This is a genomic window from Bacillus cereus group sp. BfR-BA-01349 (assembly GCF_022663795.1).
Lineage (GTDB): Bacteria > Bacillota > Bacilli > Bacillales > Bacillaceae_G > Bacillus_A > Bacillus_A cereus.
On sequence record NZ_JAKUGE010000027.1, the window covers coordinates 40,081 to 57,203 of the forward strand.

Sequence of the window (17,123 nt, forward strand, 5' to 3'; positions counted from 1 at the left end):
TCCTGTTCGCTTCCAATAAAGTGCAATGATATCCTTATAGGATATCTAAAGGAGAAATGTTTATGTTGGAATTACTATGGGTCCCGATGACAGCTTTAACTTTTGCATTCGTAAGTGATCGGTTTAAAAGGAAAATAGATGATAAAAAGAAGATACAAGTGTTTTTTGAAGTGTCAGGAATTGCAATCAAAAAAGATGATAAGATTCATTATCCAAAATTTAAGAAACGAACTCATGATGATAGAAGTACAACATACGTGTATGAGTTGCCTGTTGGTATGCCAAGTAAAATTATTCGAAAGGTTGAAGATGTTGTAAGTGAAGGGTTAAATAAACCTGTTCGAATTCAGTATGACAATTATAGATTGAACATTCGTGTATTCGATCAAGAAATACCGAAGAAGTGGGAATGGTCGAAAAATTTAATGAAAGTTGGAAAATGGCTTGTGCCAATCGGGCAAAGTTTAGAACAATTGATTTATCACGATTTTGATAAAACACCACATATGACATTAGGTGGTTTAACACGTATGGGAAAGACTGTATTTCTAAAGAATGTGATGACATCTCTTATTACTGCACAAGCAGAATATACGCACTTGTTTATTATTGATTTAAAAGGAGGATTAGAGTTCGGACCATACAAAAATGTAAAACAGATTGAGTCGATTGCAGAAAAGCCAATGGAAGCTTTTCAGGTATTAAGGGCGATTCTAAAAAAGATGGAAGAAAAAATGCTTTTTATGAAAGAACACCATTATACCAATGTGGTGGAAACAAATATAAGAGAACGCTACTTTATTATCGTGGATGAAGGGGCAGAACTTTGTCCTGATAAAAGTATGAATCGGGAACAACAAAAGTTATTAGGAGCTTGTCAACAGATGCTTTCTCATATAGCGCGAATTGGTGGAGCATTAGGATTTCGATTGATTTTTTGCACGCAATACCCTACTGGCGATACTTTACCACGTCAAGTCAAACAAAACAGTGATGCAAAATTAGGATTTCGGTTACCAACTCAAACGGCTTCTCAAGTTGTCATCGATGAAACTGGTCTCGAATTGATTGAAAGTATACCGGGGCGTGCGCTTTTTAAAACAGATCGATTAACAGAAGTTCAAGTCCCTTATATCTCAAATGAACAAATGTGGGACGTATTAAAACAATACGAGGTGAAAAAAGATGCATATGCAGACACATATCAAAATGAATCGTCAGATGATGATTTTGACCTCGATTAGAAAGCTGAAATTTGCGACAAGAAGACATTTGATGGCCATTCACGATATGGGAGGAATACGGAATGCAAATCGTATTCTAAAAGATTTGAGCCCATATGTGAATAGTACCGTTTATAAAAAAGAGCATGTATATTACCTCAATAAACAAGGACGTGCGCTATTCGATGATACAGAAAAGGTTGTACCTACCATTCGATTAGCACACAGCCTTATGAGGAACGAAGCGTGGTTGTATCTATTTTGTCCTGAAGATTGGCAGATAGAAGCCCCTATACGTTATAAAGTGCATGAAAATAAGAGAACGATTATTCCAGATGTAAAGTACCGTGATAGTGACGGGATTTTAAACGCAGTTGAAATAGATCGTACACAAATGATGAATGTGAACAGCGAAAAAATGAATAAGTATGGTGAATTCACCTTGTATTATAAAAATAAATATAACGGGAAAGTTCCTATTGTTCACTTCTTTACAATCACACCATATAGGCAAAAGACGCTAGAACAATTTGCTGTACAGCATGGTGTATATGCAAAGGTATATGTGGTACCTGAAGTGTAAAAGAAGATATCACATACCAAATTCGGGGTCAAAATAATATTTGTTCATCAAGTTGTTTACGATACCATTGAAATAGGCGAACCATCCTTTTTTCATGCGGGCTCCATCTTTTATTTTCATCACAAATTCTTTCATGGCCTGTACACCAATATGTAATTCTTGTTCTTTATCAAAAGCAGTTTCCCCTGTTGTATGATTTACTACACAATTACACTGTTTTACTACTTTCCAAAATTCTTGAATAGTTCTCGCTTTTGAATAATAAGCAGAGGCTAGAGAAGCAAAACGTTCTGGAACCCAGTGTGCAATAAAATTTGCTTGTTGTACATTCTTTTCAGGTGTTGTGTCAGCTGAATCTACCTTACGTTTATTTATATCTTTTATCTTTTGTTTTAAGGTTTTAGTAGTTGTTTTCTTGGTGTGACAAATTTCCACAGTTTTAGTAGGGGCTTCTGTGACAAACTCGTCTTTTGTGAAGATTGGTTGGATTACAATAATGTTACTTGTTTGTCTCATATCACTTTTACGTTTCATTTCTAGTTGTTTGATGATACCAAGTGATTCTAAGTGTTGGCATGCGCGAACAACCGTTCTGCGGCTGATATGAAGTACTTCAGCAATCTTCTTTTTGGATTTAAAAGAAACGCCAAAATATTTACAAGAATGGGTGTGTAAGTGATTGAGTACAGCCAATTGATTTTTATTTAATCGATCAGCAAATTGTTCTTTATATGCGCGTACAGTGTCATTTAGCTCCTTGAGATTTTGAAAAGATACTAAGTTTTCATATGTTTCTATACTAGCAAGAATGGTAATGGCTTGTTTCTTTTTCATAAGGGCTCGTCTCCTTTGAAAATAAAAAAGCAACAGTATGCCACAAAATGTAAGCAAACTGTTGCGGAAGAACCCTTACGTACGGTAAAATAAAGTACATAAAGAGTTACAGCAAGTGTTTGCCTAGTTGGTGTAGGCGGACGGTATAAAGAGTGTTGACGCACTCTTTATACACGCTGTGCTCTTTTATTTTTTATTAGTTTAATTTTGAATTATTTCGGTAACGAATTTGGTCACAAATGACCAGAAATATGTTGCCATTTATAAAATTAGATGTAGTACAAAACTGCGTAATATAGCCATTTTGTGCAGTTTTAAGAAATTAAAGTTTTATACATAATAGATGGTCACAGTGTTTCTTACTTTACAGAAGAATTTGCAATGAATAATATTGCTTCCAAAGATGAACGTGTCATGCGAGCGTTAAATGAAACTTTAAATTTAGAGCGGTATCCTGACAAAGTTAGAAACTTATCAGATGAGATGTATTGCATATGTCTGTATGCTGATGATACAGAAGCTCAAAAATTCATTGAAAGATATCCAGCACTTACGTTTGAGCGTTTTCATGGTTACGTTATAAATGTATTGGAAGATAGTAAAGTATCGAAGCTAACTGCAATTCAAAAAGTATTGGAACATTTAAACATTAGTAAATTAGAAGCCATTGCTTTTGGCAATGGTGGAAATGATATTGAGATGTTGCAGTATGTGGATTAGGAGTTGCGATGGGAAATGGTGGAGAGGAGTTGAAGAGAAGGGCTGATTTCGTTACAACGAAGGCGAGTGAAGGCGGAATTTCTTATGCCTTAAAGAAGTTGCGAATTATTTAAAACTAATAGTTAGTCAGTGTGAAAAATACTGTTTTAATAATGGCTTTTGTTAATATGTATACTGTTTTAGGGAATTATTTGAGCTCTCCTACTTACAATTTAACTGCAGAACAAATCCTTTATTTTCGCTTAGCAGGGCTGTTTGGTATGTTGCTGTCACCACTTGCAGGTCTTTTAACAAAGAGGTTTGAAGTAAGGAAAGTTCTTCAAGGAGGATTGTTGATTGTTATTTTTAGTCTAAGTTCAATGGGCTTTGTTTCGGATCTATCTCTACTTGTAATGATGAGTGTCTGTTTTGTAATAGGTATTGCTATATCCGTTCCGTCTTTAGTTTCTCTTGGAGGTCAATTAGGAGGGAAAGCAAGGGGAATATACTTTTATTTTATTTTTAGGTACTAGTATAGGACCTATCATTTCTATTTATCTTATGAAAATAGGAGGTTATGCTCAAACATTTATTTTATTAGGAATGATACTTTTTATTGGTTTTGTAGCTAATTAATGAATGAGTGGAAAATCACTCAAATAAAGGAATGCGAGGATCTTTCATATGCTCGCATAATAAAATATGAATTTGTCCACGATGATGATAAAAGTGTGCAACGATTTCAAGTAACCATTCAAAGCGCGAATAAGAAATCCCCCAATAGGCAGTCATAACTTCTGCTAATTCTATTTGGGAGTAGGAAAGAAATGTTTTAGAGAGAAGGTTGTATCCTTCAATCATCGTTTGTTGCATGTGAGCAACTGTTACGGGTGTATGTTCTATATAAAAGGTATGTAATTCTTTTTCTGAAATACCATTTAAAATGAGTAAATCAGCATGACAAATAAGAGAAAGATGTGCACACATTTCAAATAATGATCGTTTTGAGTGAATCGGTTGTATTTTTAAATCGTTTTCACTATATTGGTTAAGCATATAAATAGAAGTATCAATAGCAACTTTTAGTTGATGCAATGCAGATTGAACAAACATTGTAATTCTCCTCGTCTCCGTATATAATAGTTTCTTGAGGATATTATATCATACTCAAAATTCCGAAAATTCTGGTAGTTTGACTAGCATAATGAAAAGTATTATATTGTAAAAGGTCATATGAAACGTGAAATAGAATGGAATGCAATTATTGAGTTAGGAGTTAGACCAATGAGTTTGAAATATGGAAGAGATACAATTGTAGAAATTGACTTAAATGCTGTAAAACATAATGTAAAAGAATTTAAAAAACATGTAAATGATGAAGAAATTAAGATGATGGCTGCTGTAAAAGCGAATGGGTATGGCCATGGGGCAGTTGAAGTTGCCAAAGCTGCAATTGAAGCTGGGATACATCAACTTGCAGTTGCATTTGTAGATGAAGCAATAGAATTAAGAGAAGCAGGAATTACTGTGCCGATTTTAATTTTAGGATACACACCAGTAGCGGCTGTAGAAGATGTAATTCAATATGACGTTATGATGACTGTTTATAGAGTAGAAGATTTACATGGTATAAATGAAATTGCAAACCGTCTTCAAAAGAAAGTACAAATTCAAGTGAAAATTGATACAGGAATGAGTCGTATCGGTTTACAAGAAGAAGAAGTTAAACCATTTTTAGAAGAATTAAACCGTATGGAGTATGTAGAGGTAGTAGGGATATTTACGCATTACTCTACGGCAGATGAAATCGATAAATCATATACGAATATGCAAACAAGTTTATTTGAAAAGGTTGTTAATACAGCGAAAGAATTAGGAATTCAAATACCATATATTCATAGTTCAAATAGTGCGGGATCAATGGAATTAAGTAACACATTTCAAAATATGGTACGCGTTGGAATAGGAGTGTACGGTATGTATCCATCAAAAGAAGTGGATCATTCAGTCGTTTCTTTACAGCCTGCGTTGTCGTTAAAATCAAAAGTAGCTCATATTAAACATGCGAAGAAGAATCGTGGTGTAAGTTATGGGAATACGTATGTAACAACTGGTGAAGAATGGATTGCGACTGTACCAATTGGTTATGCTGATGGTTATAATCGTCAATTATCTAATAAAGGCTATGCGTTAATTAACGGGGTTCGAGTACCTGTTATTGGCCGTGTTTGTATGGATCAGTTAATGTTGGATGTTTCAAAAGCGATGCCAGTACAAGTAGGAGACGAAGTAGTATTCTACGGTAAACAAGGTGAAGAAAATATCGCAGTAGAAGAAATAGCGGATATGTTAGGCACAATAAACTATGAAGTTACATGTATGCTAGATAGAAGAATTCCGCGTGTCTATAAAGAAAATGACGAAACAACTGCAATTGTAAATATATTAAGAAAAAACTGAATCATTTCGATTCAGTTTTTTTATTCATATCAAATGCGAATATACCCTCGTTATGTAATACGGAGTAAACTTTGCGAAACACACTTTTTAGTTCAACTAAATTAAACTATCACCGGCAGAGATGACCAGTCCCGCAACAAAGATCTAATATACGAGAGTAGGGAAGAGCATCTTGTAAAACGAGGCTGGATAGGAGTATTCAACAAAATGTCCCCAATGTTTATTATAGATGTTTGCTAAAATATCATAATTAGAATAAATTGTTTTTTTAACATATGTATTCACCTAAAAATTAATTAAATTATAATAGTCATGCCTCGTGTTAATTTCAAAACCACATTGTGTATATAGTTTTAAAGCGTGGATATTTTTCGTTTCGACGTCTAACTCAATTGTTGAAACTCCTTCTGTAATAAGAGTATGTACTATATTACAAAGAATATCTTTTCCGTATCCTTTACCTTGATAAGAAGGATGAACGGCGAATCCTGATAGTGTAGTAGATTGCTTTTGTTTAGAAACTGTAATTGTTCCTATCACTTTTCCAGCAATAAGGGCACTGTAAACTTGATGGGAAGATGAATTCATCATTTTTTGTAACCATGTAGCCGTATTTTCTACTGAATCACCAAAAGCTTTACTAGAAATTTCAATAAGATCAAGAAGTGATTCTGAAGGTGTAAGAGTAAGCTGTATATTATTATCTGTTGTTTTTTGAATTTCGTTTGTTTTGAACTCCATACTATATTCACTATATAAATATGGTAACTTCATATGTTTTACAAATTCATTCCCAGAAATAGAATCCCCATTAATAATAAGAAGAGCTTCATCTGTCTCTCTATTTTGTATTTCTTTCATTGCAGTTTGTAAAAGGATAGTTCCGAAACGTTGTTTTCTAAAATGAGGATGTACAAAGCCTATTAGTTCAAGCTTTGTTGGTCTTTCGAAATCATACATATTTAAAGCGCCAATTAATTGAGTACCGTTATAAAGAAGAAAATCGTTTATATAATCTTCATTTCGATTTTTTAAAAAGTTGATATGTAAATCTGAAGAGTAATCAAGATTGTCTTGTTGCCCACAAATATAAGCCAAATCCTTCATTTGCTGTATTTCACTTTCTGTTACAGAACGCTTTTTCTGAATATCCATTGTATACTCCCTCTCATTTGTATTTAAAAATAGGATGGGTGACTTAACCATTTCTTTAATTCCACATTACCTTGCACAGATAACAGTCGGTATAAATAACGATAAGGCTGTCTATATTCTTCTAATTGAGGAATAGACATAATTGTTTCGTAACCACGTTTAAAGGCATGTGCTTCTTTTTCGGTAAGTACATATTCTAGTCCGATAAAATCAAGCTCTCGCGGAGCAACAGCGTAAGCTTCAGTATCTATTAAACCCGTAATAGTTGTACCGTCAGATAAAAATTGAGTAGGATCCATATCAATTAAGACGAGTGTAGATTCCTTTGGTACGGACAGGGAAGAAAGTTGTGATTCAAAAGTAGGGAATGCATTTTGTATGCTTTCATCATCGGAATAAAACATATTCACAAGCTCTTTACTCACGTTTAAAATATGTGATTGGAATTCATCTAGTGGAACTTGGAACTTGCCTGACGGGTTTCCTATGAAATCGGCTTTAAATTTATGTATTTCTGCAAGTCCTTTTCCTAGGCTGAATAAAATAGAATCTGGTTGCTCGATAAAAGATTGAACTGTGTTACCTACTAACTTTTCGACCACCACAAATTCACGGCTATTTAAAACATGTTTTTCTAATATTGTTGGGATAGGAAGATTCGTATGTTCTTGCAGCAATGTATGTACAGTTTCTAAATGATGGACGTTCCTTGGATCAATTCCAAATAGATTTTTACATCCCCACCAAAAATCATTATTTGGTTCTTCATTCATTTTAGAAGCACGAACGATAACTTCTGTATCTTCTGTTTGAACGAGAAAAACATCACTTGCATGATCTTCATAACCTGGGTGCAAGGCTTGAACGGATAGAATAGGTGAATTGAATAGTTGTTGTAACATGAAAAGACTCCTTTTTCTGGAAATTCTATAAATTCATTATATAACAGATGATGTGTTATGAGGATAAAGATAAAAAGATAGACAGCATACTAACATTTATAGTGAAAACTCATTAAAAATATTATATTTCTCTATTTTTGTATGAATTGTCTAAAAATAATGGTGGTAATATTTGAATGTAAGACTCGTATCTTTAAATCTATGAAGAGTAAAAGTAAAATTAAGCATTCATTTATAAGATTGTGAATCACAATAATGTAGACTATAGAAAATATTTCTCAATAATAAAATGAAGAGAAAAGCATGAAGAAGTAGAATGCATTCATTTATAATAGACTTAAATTAATTAATATAATTAATTGTTAATTTTATTATATTAATTGGATAGGAGAGAATGTTATGGCAAATGTACTCGTAATAAATTTTCCTGGGGAAGGTCATATTAATCCGACTTTAGCTGTTGTAAGTGAGTTAATTCAGCGAGGGGAAACAGTTGTTTCTTATTGTATTGAAGATTATAGAAAGAAGGTTGAAGCAACAGGTGCGGAATTCCGAGTGTTTGAGAATTTTCTCTCTCAAATTAATATTATGGAACGAGTAAATGAAGGTGGGAGCCCTTTGACGATGCTATCTCATATGATTGAAGCATCAGAGCGTATTGTTACTCAAATTGTAGAAGAAACAAAAGAGGAAAAATATGATTATTTAATATATGATAATCATTTTCCAGTAGGACGTATTATAGCGAATATTTTACAATTACCAAGCGTTTCATCCTGTACAACGTTTGCTGTTAATCAGTACATTAATTTTCATGATGAGCAAAAATCGAGACAAGTAGATGAAATGGATCCATTATATCAATCTTGTTTAGCGGGAATGGAAAGATGGAATAAGCAGTATGGAATGAAATGTAATAGTATGTATGATATTATGAACCATCCTGGTGATATTACGATTGTATATACTTCAAAAGAATATCAGCCGCGTTCAGAGATATTTGATGAATCGTATAAATTTGTAGGTCCATCAATTGCTACTCGAAAAGAAGTGGGGAGTTTTCCTACCGAAGATTTAAAAAATGAAAAAGTGATTTTCATTTCTATGGGAACAGTTTTTAATGAACAACCTGCTTTGTATGAAAAATGTTTTGAAGCGTTTAAAGATGTTGATGCGACAGTCGTATTAGTCGTTGGTAAGAAGATAAATATAAGTCAATTTGAAAATATCCCGAAAAACTTTAAGTTGTATAATTATGTCCCGCAATTAGAAGTTTTACAGCATGCTGATGTATTCGTGACACATGGTGGTATGAATAGTTCGAGTGAAGCGTTATATTACGGTGTTCCATTAGTTGTAATTCCGGTAACAGGAGATCAGCCATTCGTTGCAAAACGATTGACTGAAGTAGGGGCAGGAATAAGACTTAATCGCAACGAGTTAACTTCTGAATTGTTACGTGAGACTGTAAAGAAAGTAATGGATGATGTGACGTTTAAGGAGAATAGTCGTAAAGTGGGAGAGTCGCTTAGAAATGCCGGTGGATATCAAAGGGCAGTTGAGGAAATATTCAAATTAAAAATGAAGCCGTACGTAAAGATTAAATAGATGTTAAAAACACACTTACTTTTAATTTGTAAGTGTGTTTTTAGTATTACGCGTTACATGTGTTACATAAAAATAGCGATAAAGGAGAAACTTTTGTGTATATAAATCGATACCTTTGAATTAGTAGTAAAATTACGTTAAAATAATACTAAGAAAATATATAAGTTTTGGGGGTAATGAATGAAGAAAGTATTTGAATACGTATTATTAACAATTGGCTCAATTATAGTAGCAGGTTCATTAGAGCTTATTTTAGCACCTAATGGATTAGTAGATGGCGGGGTAACGGCTATTGCTATTATGGCAAATAAAGTCGCAGGATTGCCGCTTTATGGTGTGTTCTTAGGAATTAATATCCCAATTTTATTATTTACTGCAAAAGTAATGGGAAAGAAATTTTTTATCCGTACATCTTATGCGAATGTAGTTACAACACTCGGATTAATTTATTTAAAACCATTTCCAGCAATTACGACTTCTGAGTTATTAATTGTACTTTATGGTGGAGTACTGTTTGGAATTGGTGTTGGGATTGTTGTTAAAATGGGTGGAGCAATTGACGGTTCGGAAATGTTAGCAGTTTGGATGAATAAACACTTTAATGTACCGATTAGTACATTTTTACTTGCAGTAAATGCAGTTATTTTCATCTTTGTTGCCATTTTATTTTCAATCGAACAAGCGATGTTCTCATTAGCAATTTTCTATATTGTTACGAAGATGATTGATTTTATATTAGATGGTATTAATCAAGGTAAGAGCGTTATGATTATTTCTGGTAAGAATAAAGAAATAGGCGATTTACTTATGAAAGAATTGCAACTATCTGTTACGTATCTACATGGAGAAGGTGGTTTTTTAGGGGAGCATAAGAGAATCATTTATTGCATTACAAACCGATTCATTTATCCGAAAATGAAAGATCTCGTTCTCTCTGTAGATCCAGCCGCTATAATCGAAGCTTCCTATTCAACAGAAACGACTGGTGTGAAACGTCCGGGAAGGAAAGCTAGGTCAGGTGAATAACTAGAAGAAGGCTGTCCAAAAAGTTATTTTGGAACAGCCTTCTTTTTTATTTTGTTGAATTGTTAACATGTTACAAGTTAAATCCACTGTTAAAAAGTTTCCTTGCAACTAGGAAACCAAGCGTCTTTTAATAATGTAGCCAACGTTTCAATTTTATTTTCTGGAATACTACCAAAGCCGAGTAATACGTATGATTCCTTACGTAAATCATTCACGAAATCATATGGAGAAAGTGGGTATAATTTAACGCTTTGTTTTTTAGCGGATTCAATCAGTTCATTTTCATTCATACTGTTATGGACACATAAAACAATATGAAGTCCGGACTGTTCGCCAAGAATTTGAACATTAGCCCCCATTTCTTTCATAATGGATTTTACTAACGCATGATGTTTTCTTTTATATAGTGTACGACTCCGATTAAGGTGACGTTCCCAATTCCCGCTTTGTATAAAGTTAGCAAAAGCAAGTTGTTGTATTGTAGCGACTGTTTGTTTGAAAATTCCATGCAGTTCTTGATATGTTTTTAAAAGGTGTGGTGGTAAAACAACATATCCCATTCGTAAAGAAGGTAAAAAAGATTTTGAGAAAGTCCCCATATAAATAACGCGTTCATTTGAATCAAGACTTTGTAAAGAAGGAATCGGCTTACCAGCGTAGCGAAACTCTCCGTCATAGTCATCTTCAATAATGTATCCGCTGCAATCATTAGCCCACTTTAACAATTCTAATCTTCTAGATAAAGGCATAATAATCCCGAGTGGAAATTGGTGTGATGGTGTAACGTATGCGACATTGGAATTTGTATTGTATAAACTAGAAATATCAATACCTTTTTCATCCAATGGTATGGGATGAATTTGTCTATCACAGCTTTTAATGATTGCGTGTATACGGTGAAATCCAGGGTTTTCAATGCCGTATTCTTTTGTAGGGCCAAGCAGTTGAAGTAGTAGCCAGAGAAGTGGCTGCGTTCCGGCGCCAATCACAATTTGATCAGGTGAAGAATGGACACCGCGAGAATGATATAAATATGTTGATATATGCTCTCGAAGAGCGAATTCACCTTGAGGGTCTTCTTTGGCAAATAGTGCATTTTCGTATGTAAGTATGGATTCTTGTAATGCTCGTTTCCAATTTGTAATCGGAAATGCATTTTGATCAATAAGTCCTTGGCTACAATCATATTCAAATTTTTCGTCTATCAAATTGCTCGTCTTCTTTGCTGCATTTCGCTTTTTATTTGGGATAACGTCAATATCGAAATTTGCTACAAAAATACCACGTTTCGGTTTACTTTCTACATAACCTTCAGCTAATAATTGTTGATAAGCTGATTCAACAGTAATGCGGCTAATATTAAGTTGTGATGCTAAATTTCTGTGTGAGGGTAGACGTGTGCCAACAGAAATAGTCCCTTGTATAATTTCAGCTTTTATATATTCGTAAATTTGCAAGTAAATAGGTGTGTTACTTTGTAATTGCAATGGGATAGTAAAATCCATATAAAACTCTCCTTTAAAACTGGCCTTATAAAAAACACTTAAACTGCCACTTAAGTAAAGGGCAGTTACTTTCTATAATAATGATATAACATTTAGAAAATTATTTAAATAGTTAAGGGAGAGTTAAAAATGAATGTTAAAGAAGTAGTAACAGAAGAGCAATTACATGAAGTATTACCTGTTTTACAGCAATTACGAATGAAACTTTCAAAAGAGGAAACAAGCTCTTTATTTCGAAATATGAAAGAAGAAAATTATAAACTATTTTCGCTGCGTAATGAGAATGATGAAGTTGTTAGCCTTGCAGGTGTAGCGATTTGTACGAACTTTTATAATAAGAAACACGTTTTCGTATATGACCTTGTAACAGCAGAAGCACATCGTTCAAAAGGACATGGGAAAGTATTACTTTCGTATATAGAGAACTGGGGAAAGGAAAACGAATGTGAGTCTATCGTCCTCACGTCAGCATTTTCAAGAATTGATGCTCATCGTTTTTATGAAAGAGAAGGGTATGATAAGGTGAGTTATTCTTTTCATAAAGAATTATAAAAAATAAGAAGAAGTTGTCCCGCAAAAGTTGGGAACAGCTCCTTCTTATTTTTTAAGTTATTATTAAACCGTAAATAGGTTGTAAGTTATGGTATATGTATTTGAAAAGGTTATATAGTGTATTTTGTCGAATAGTTTTAATTTAATAAAGAGAATGATTGGAGCGCTTATACTTGAAAAAAATAAAGAAACTATCAATCCCTAATGATGCTAGAGTTATCGTCATATCGGATATTCATGGAGAATTAAATCTTTTAAAAGAAGCACTACATAAAGTTAACTTTAAAGATGAAGATTATTTAATTATTAATGGAGATCTTTGCGAGAAAGGACGAGATAGCGTAGGCGTAGTAAACTACGTTATGAATCTTGTAAAGAACAATTCAAAGGTTCACGTTGTTGAAGGGAATTGTGAAGTTTTAGTTGATGCTCTTCTAAATGAAAATCCTGGTCTTATTAATTATTTATGTACGAGGAAGCATTCAATTTTTAATGAATGGCTAGAGCAATTGGGTTTTTCAGTTCATGAGGGCACTTCAATTCGTGAAGTGAAAGAAGCATTGTTAAGTGAATTTTCACAAGAACTATATTGGCTAACAGAGTTGCCAACGGCGATTGAAACAGAAGATTATATTTTTGTGCATGCCGGTCTAGAAGATAGAGTAGATTGGAAAGAAACTGAGCGCAAAAATGCGATAGCAATGCCGGAGTTTTTCAATCAATCACATAAAGCAAATAAGTATGTAATAGTCGGTCATTGGCCTGTCGTGAACTATTCTGAAGAAGCACCGTCTAATAATCCAGTTATTGATAAGGAGAAAAAAATTATTGCAATTGATGGAGGAAATGCAATTAAAGAAGCAGGGCAGTTAAACGTATTTATTATTCAGAGGAAACAAACGGACGATACGTTTTCTTATACATATGTAGACTATTTTCCAGAGTACGAAGTAATAGCGGATTTTAATGCGAATTCAGAAATGCAGGGCGGAGTGACATATCCGTATTATTACATAGAGCCTATCGAGAAGGTGCAAGATTACACCGTATGTAAACAAAAGGAAACGAATAATGTGCTCACTGTAAAAAATGAATATATGAAACAACTTAAGTCAGGTGAATATACAGTGAAAACTGATATTTCTTGTGCGCAAATAAGCGTTAGGAAGGGAGATATCGTTTCTCTCATTGATGATAGCTGTTCAGGATATGATTTAATTAAAAAAGATGGCGTAGAGGGTTGGATAGAGAAAGGGATTTTAGTTGAGATAGAAAAAGTGAAAAATAAAACATTAAGCTGAAATAGGAGGGATATAACCTCCTATTTTTTTTAAGGAGTAGATTGCTTGCTGTCTTTAATAAGTAAATAAATCGTACTCGGCAGAATGATAAGCGTCATTCCTAAAAGAATTGCTAGTATAGCATAACCTCTATAGGGAGCAGAAACGATAAAAGGAAGTATCGCTAAAAAAATACCTGCTATCATCATTGAAATACTACTAATATTTGAAGCTCTTTTTTCAAGGTACTTATCATTCCATTCTAATGAAACGGTTGATTTAGTCGTATCAATTTTGGAACTGAAATAACCTATTAATATAAATAAAAGCCCTAATGCTAAAAATATGAAATGATCAAGAGGAAGTGAAAAGCCAAGAGCGATGAGGGCGATGACAATATCGACAAAAAATAAGAATAGTAACATTGTGTTGCCGATCCAATGGAGAAATTTCTGGTTACTCGCTGCTTTAGATAAAGCTAAAAATACAAAGAATAAGAAGGAACATATAATTATATTTATGATTACAAAAGTGCTTTTATCCATTGTTGATGTAGGCGTTCCATTAAAGTCCCATTTCGTAACAATACTTAATGGTAAGAAGAAATATAGAATAATATTTGTCGTAACAATAGTGAGAAATAAAGCAATACTAAATCGATTCTTCACTGAATCACCAGCTTTCTAAATCAATAATTGGTATCTAATAACAAAATTATACAATATAATAAATGATATTAGTTTTGATTTTTCTGAAAAAATATTATAATTATATATGAAATAAAGAGGAATGCAGGAGGGAATTATGCAAAACGTTGTATTAAAGGGGAAGAAAGTTACAATTCGTACAATAGAAGAATCGGATATAAAAACATTATGGAATATCATATTTAAAGAAGAAAGCCCAGAATGGAAGAAATGGGATGCGCCATATTTCCCGTTCTCAATGCAAGAATACTCTTCCTATAAAGAGAAGATGCAAACTCGTTTGAAAGAAGAACCACTGTCAAATTTAATTATAGAAAATAACGGTCAAATCATTGGGACAGTCGGGTTTTATTGGGAATACAAACCGACGCGTTGGTTAGAGATGGGGCTTGTGATTTATGACCCAACATACTGGAATGGTGGATACGGTACAGAAACATTGACATTATATAGAGATTTGCTATTTGAAAAAATGGAGATTGGTAGAGTAGGAATCACGACTTGGTCTGGCAATGAACGAATGATGAAAGTAGCGGAGAAAATAGGAATGAGCTTAGAAGGTAGAATGCGAAAGTGTCGTTATTATAACGGAACATACTATGATTCTATTCGAATGGGCATGATTCGTGAAGAATGGGAAGCACTATGTGTAATGAAGGGGTGAGAAAGATTGTACGCTATTATTGCTACATTTGATCGTGTGTTTACTAATAAAATTACAGAATTGCAAAATGAATTAACAAATGTAATTGGAACAAATCAATTAGCTGGAGTAGAACCTCATATTACGTTAGCTGATTATAATGAGTTAGATGTCCATTTGTATACTGAGAAACTAGGGAAGTTTGTAGCTATTCAAGAAAATATGGATGCAGTAACTTTTCCTTCTGTTGGAATTTTTCCTACTAATGGAACGGTCTTTCTAGCGCCGACCGTTACTGATGAATTGTTAAAACTTCATTATTCTTATCATGATTATTTTAAAACTTTTCATGACAACCCAAATTCATATTACGTACCGGGAAAATGGGTTCCGCATTGTACAATTGCAAATAGATTACATACAAAGCAGTTTTTAAGTGTAATGGAATATATTTATGGAAAGTTTGATTTTGCAACAGCTTCAATTGAGAAATTAAAGTTAATTAAGATGAATTATGAAAATGGTTTTGCCGTTTCTTCTAGTATATTAGCAGAATATACTTTAAAGAGAATGGAGACATCGAGATGACATATATAATTAGAGAAATGAAGCAAGAAGACATTCACGCTGTACAATCAGTAGCAAAAATAGCTTGGCATGATACATACGAAGGCATTATTCCAAGAGAAATTCAAGATAGCTTTTTAGATGAGGCATACTCTGATGAAAAAATGAAATATCGTCTTAAAAATACACATTTATTCGTTGCGGAAGAAGAAGGAGAAGTAATAGGGTTTGCGAACTTTTCACCTGTTAGACTACAAAACGAAGCGGAATTAGGTGCGATTTATCTGTTACCAAATCAGCAAGGAAAAGGGATCGGAAGTGCTTTATTACAAAGAGGGATTAAGGAATTAAATGGGATACGGAAATTGTACATACATGTAGAGGCAGCAAATGAAAAAGGAAAACGCTTTTATGAAGCGAAAGGTTTTGCTGAATTAGAGCAATTTGAAGAAGACTTTGAAGGACATATGATGCAGACAGTAAGGATGGTTTTATACGTATAAGGAGGACTAGTAATGAAAATTTTTGATTTTAGTGAAAAAGTAGGAAAGCACCTATCAGTATTTCAATCTAATTTCATCATGTCGAAAATATTAAACCATCGAGGGAATATACATATCGGTGCTATGCATTTACACGAGAATGGAATCATCGGTAATCATGAAGCAGTTGTATCTCAACTGCTTCTTATTGTGAAAGGAGCAGGATATGTATGTGGGGTAAATAAAGAAAAGATAAAGATAGAGGCGGGACAAGCTGTGTTTTGGGAAAAGGGAGAGCTCCATGAAACAAGTACAGAACACGGATTAACAGCAATTGTTATGGAAGCGGAGAATCTTGAACAAGCGATAGTAATGCCTATTATTCAAGGGGAGTTGTGAAAAATGATAATTAAGGCGAATCAAGAAGATACCAAAGAAATATTAAAATATTCGGCTCAATCGCTTTTTGAAGGGACGAGAGGGAATTGTCAATTAAGTACCGAGAAAGCAATTGAGATTACAAAGCCGATTGTAGAAAAAGGAGCATACTATTTAATCGTTAAAGAAAAAAATAAAGTAATGGGATGGGTATTAATAGGGGAAAATACAGACTATTTTTCTCGTGAAAAACTTGGATTTATATATGAATTGTACGTTTTCCCAGAATATCGCGAGAACTGATGGAAGCTGGTATTAAGGAATTAAAGGAGAAGTATTCAGAAATTCGGTTGAATGTATTTGCTGGGAATTTTGCAAAAGAGATGTACGAAGAGTTTGGGTTTGTTGAAAGGCAGGTAATTATGACTTTGAAGTGAGTAGAATAGTCTGAATGAGAGAAGAGAAAATAATGATTTAGTGGCTACTTTATCGCTGGAATTTAAAGCGAATAAGTATAAA

18 protein-coding genes and 3 pseudogenes are annotated in these 17,123 nt (G+C 33.6%); 14 read left to right on the top strand and 7 right to left on the bottom strand.

Annotated elements, in window-relative coordinates; translation table 11 throughout:
- The first annotated feature begins 62 nt into the window (after positions 1–62).
- Positions 63–1,244 (top strand): FtsK/SpoIIIE domain-containing protein, encoded by a 1,182-nt coding sequence (locus MR169_RS16215; RefSeq protein WP_000891545.1) that lies wholly within the window; start codon positions 63–65, stop codon positions 1,242–1,244.
- Positions 1,186–1,806 (top strand): replication-relaxation family protein, encoded by a 621-nt coding sequence (locus MR169_RS16220; RefSeq protein WP_042597925.1) that lies wholly within the window; start codon positions 1,186–1,188, stop codon positions 1,804–1,806. Before MR169_RS16215 ends, MR169_RS16220 begins: the two co-directional genes overlap by 59 nt.
- A gap of 9 nt (positions 1,807–1,815) precedes the next feature.
- On the opposite strand, the gene MR169_RS16225 is transcribed toward MR169_RS16220, so the two are convergent.
- Positions 1,816–2,640, bottom strand: coding sequence for a helix-turn-helix domain-containing protein (locus MR169_RS16225; RefSeq protein ID WP_016098418.1), 825 nt, complete (start codon positions 2,638–2,640; stop codon positions 1,816–1,818).
- Between the two features lie 339 nt (positions 2,641–2,979).
- Between MR169_RS16225 and MR169_RS16230 the strand changes: the two are divergent.
- Together MR169_RS16230 and MR169_RS16235 are read left to right on the top strand one after the other, a co-directional pair.
- Positions 2,980–3,473 (top strand): annotated as a pseudogene (locus MR169_RS16230) (HAD-IIB family hydrolase); the annotation flags it as partial.
- Positions 3,474–3,512: 39 nt separating this feature from the next.
- Entirely contained in the window at positions 3,513–3,872 is a 360-nt protein-coding gene (locus MR169_RS16235) for an MFS transporter (protein ID WP_003284084.1), read from the top strand.
- A 118-nt stretch (positions 3,873–3,990) separates the two neighbouring features.
- Here MR169_RS16235 and MR169_RS16240 read toward each other — a convergent pair whose 3' ends face one another.
- The gene (locus MR169_RS16240; protein WP_000498002.1) at positions 3,991–4,452 is read right to left on the bottom strand and encodes a DinB family protein; all 462 of its coding nucleotides are present in this window, start codon (positions 4,450–4,452) and stop codon (positions 3,991–3,993) included.
- Between the two features lie 171 nt (positions 4,453–4,623).
- Between MR169_RS16240 and alr the strand changes: the two genes are divergently transcribed.
- A complete protein-coding gene (alr, locus tag MR169_RS16245; protein ID WP_242319668.1) occupies positions 4,624–5,799 on the top strand; it encodes an alanine racemase in 1,176 nt (391 codons plus the stop codon).
- Between the two features lie 22 nt (positions 5,800–5,821).
- On the opposite strand, the pseudogene MR169_RS16250 reads toward alr, so the two are convergent.
- The 3 genes and pseudogenes from MR169_RS16250 to MR169_RS16260 form a co-directional block, all read right to left on the bottom strand.
- Positions 5,822–6,084: pseudogene (locus MR169_RS16250) on the bottom strand (class I SAM-dependent methyltransferase); the annotation flags it as partial.
- A complete protein-coding gene (locus MR169_RS16255; protein ID WP_242319663.1) occupies positions 6,085–6,954 on the bottom strand; it encodes a GNAT family N-acetyltransferase in 870 nt (289 codons plus the stop codon). It lies immediately after the preceding pseudogene.
- 23 nt (positions 6,955–6,977) lie between these two features.
- Positions 6,978–7,856: a nitrate reductase gene (locus MR169_RS16260; protein ID WP_098299554.1), complete on the bottom strand. Its 879-nt coding sequence runs from the start codon at positions 7,854–7,856 to the stop codon at positions 6,978–6,980.
- Positions 7,857–8,255: 399 nt separating this feature from the next.
- Between MR169_RS16260 and MR169_RS16265 the strand changes: the two genes are divergently transcribed.
- Together MR169_RS16265 and MR169_RS16270 are read left to right on the top strand one after the other, a co-directional pair.
- Positions 8,256–9,464, top strand: coding sequence for a macrolide family glycosyltransferase (locus MR169_RS16265; protein ID WP_098299553.1), 1,209 nt, complete (start codon positions 8,256–8,258; stop codon positions 9,462–9,464).
- A 180-nt stretch (positions 9,465–9,644) separates the two neighbouring features.
- Positions 9,645–10,490: a YitT family protein gene (locus tag MR169_RS16270; RefSeq protein ID WP_000755125.1), complete on the top strand. Its 846-nt coding sequence runs from the start codon at positions 9,645–9,647 to the stop codon at positions 10,488–10,490.
- An 89-nt stretch (positions 10,491–10,579) separates the two neighbouring features.
- On the opposite strand, the gene pdxR is transcribed toward MR169_RS16270, so the two are convergent.
- The gene (pdxR, locus tag MR169_RS16275) at positions 10,580–11,995 is read right to left on the bottom strand and encodes a MocR-like pyridoxine biosynthesis transcription factor PdxR (RefSeq protein ID WP_000348037.1); all 1,416 of its coding nucleotides are present in this window, start codon (positions 11,993–11,995) and stop codon (positions 10,580–10,582) included.
- A gap of 129 nt (positions 11,996–12,124) precedes the next feature.
- On the opposite strand from pdxR, the gene MR169_RS16280 reads away from it, so the two are divergent.
- Both MR169_RS16280 and MR169_RS16285 read left to right on the top strand, forming a co-directional pair.
- Positions 12,125–12,547, top strand: a complete 423-nt coding sequence (locus tag MR169_RS16280; protein ID WP_001101110.1) for a GNAT family N-acetyltransferase — start codon at positions 12,125–12,127, stop codon at positions 12,545–12,547.
- 173 nt (positions 12,548–12,720) lie between these two features.
- Positions 12,721–13,848: a metallophosphoesterase gene (locus tag MR169_RS16285; protein WP_000721383.1), complete on the top strand. Its 1,128-nt coding sequence runs from the start codon at positions 12,721–12,723 to the stop codon at positions 13,846–13,848.
- 29 nt (positions 13,849–13,877) lie between these two features.
- Here the strand turns inward: MR169_RS16285 and MR169_RS16290 are convergent, their stop codons facing one another.
- Positions 13,878–14,495 carry a DUF1648 domain-containing protein gene (locus MR169_RS16290; RefSeq protein WP_242319664.1) on the bottom strand — a complete coding sequence of 206 codons (618 nt, stop codon included), beginning with the start codon at positions 14,493–14,495 and terminating at the stop codon, positions 13,878–13,880.
- Positions 14,496–14,631: 136 nt separating this feature from the next.
- On the opposite strand from MR169_RS16290, the gene MR169_RS16295 reads away from it, so the two are divergent.
- From MR169_RS16295 to MR169_RS16315, 5 genes and pseudogenes are all read left to right on the top strand, one after another.
- Positions 14,632–15,198 (top strand): GNAT family N-acetyltransferase, encoded by a 567-nt coding sequence (locus MR169_RS16295; RefSeq protein WP_001181855.1) that lies wholly within the window; start codon positions 14,632–14,634, stop codon positions 15,196–15,198.
- A 6-nt stretch (positions 15,199–15,204) separates the two neighbouring features.
- Positions 15,205–15,765 (top strand): 2'-5' RNA ligase family protein, encoded by a 561-nt coding sequence (locus MR169_RS16300; RefSeq protein ID WP_242319665.1) that lies wholly within the window; start codon positions 15,205–15,207, stop codon positions 15,763–15,765.
- Positions 15,762–16,247, top strand: a complete 486-nt coding sequence (locus tag MR169_RS16305) for a GNAT family N-acetyltransferase (RefSeq protein WP_098616373.1) — start codon at positions 15,762–15,764, stop codon at positions 16,245–16,247. The genes MR169_RS16300 and MR169_RS16305 overlap by 4 nt, the downstream gene beginning before the upstream one ends.
- A 12-nt stretch (positions 16,248–16,259) precedes the next feature.
- On the top strand, positions 16,260–16,625 hold the full coding sequence (locus MR169_RS16310; RefSeq protein ID WP_000688078.1) for a hypothetical protein: 366 nt from the start codon (positions 16,260–16,262) through the stop codon (positions 16,623–16,625).
- Between the two features lie 3 nt (positions 16,626–16,628).
- Positions 16,629–17,041, top strand: a pseudogene (locus tag MR169_RS16315) (GNAT family N-acetyltransferase).
- Positions 17,042–17,123 lie beyond the last annotated feature (82 nt).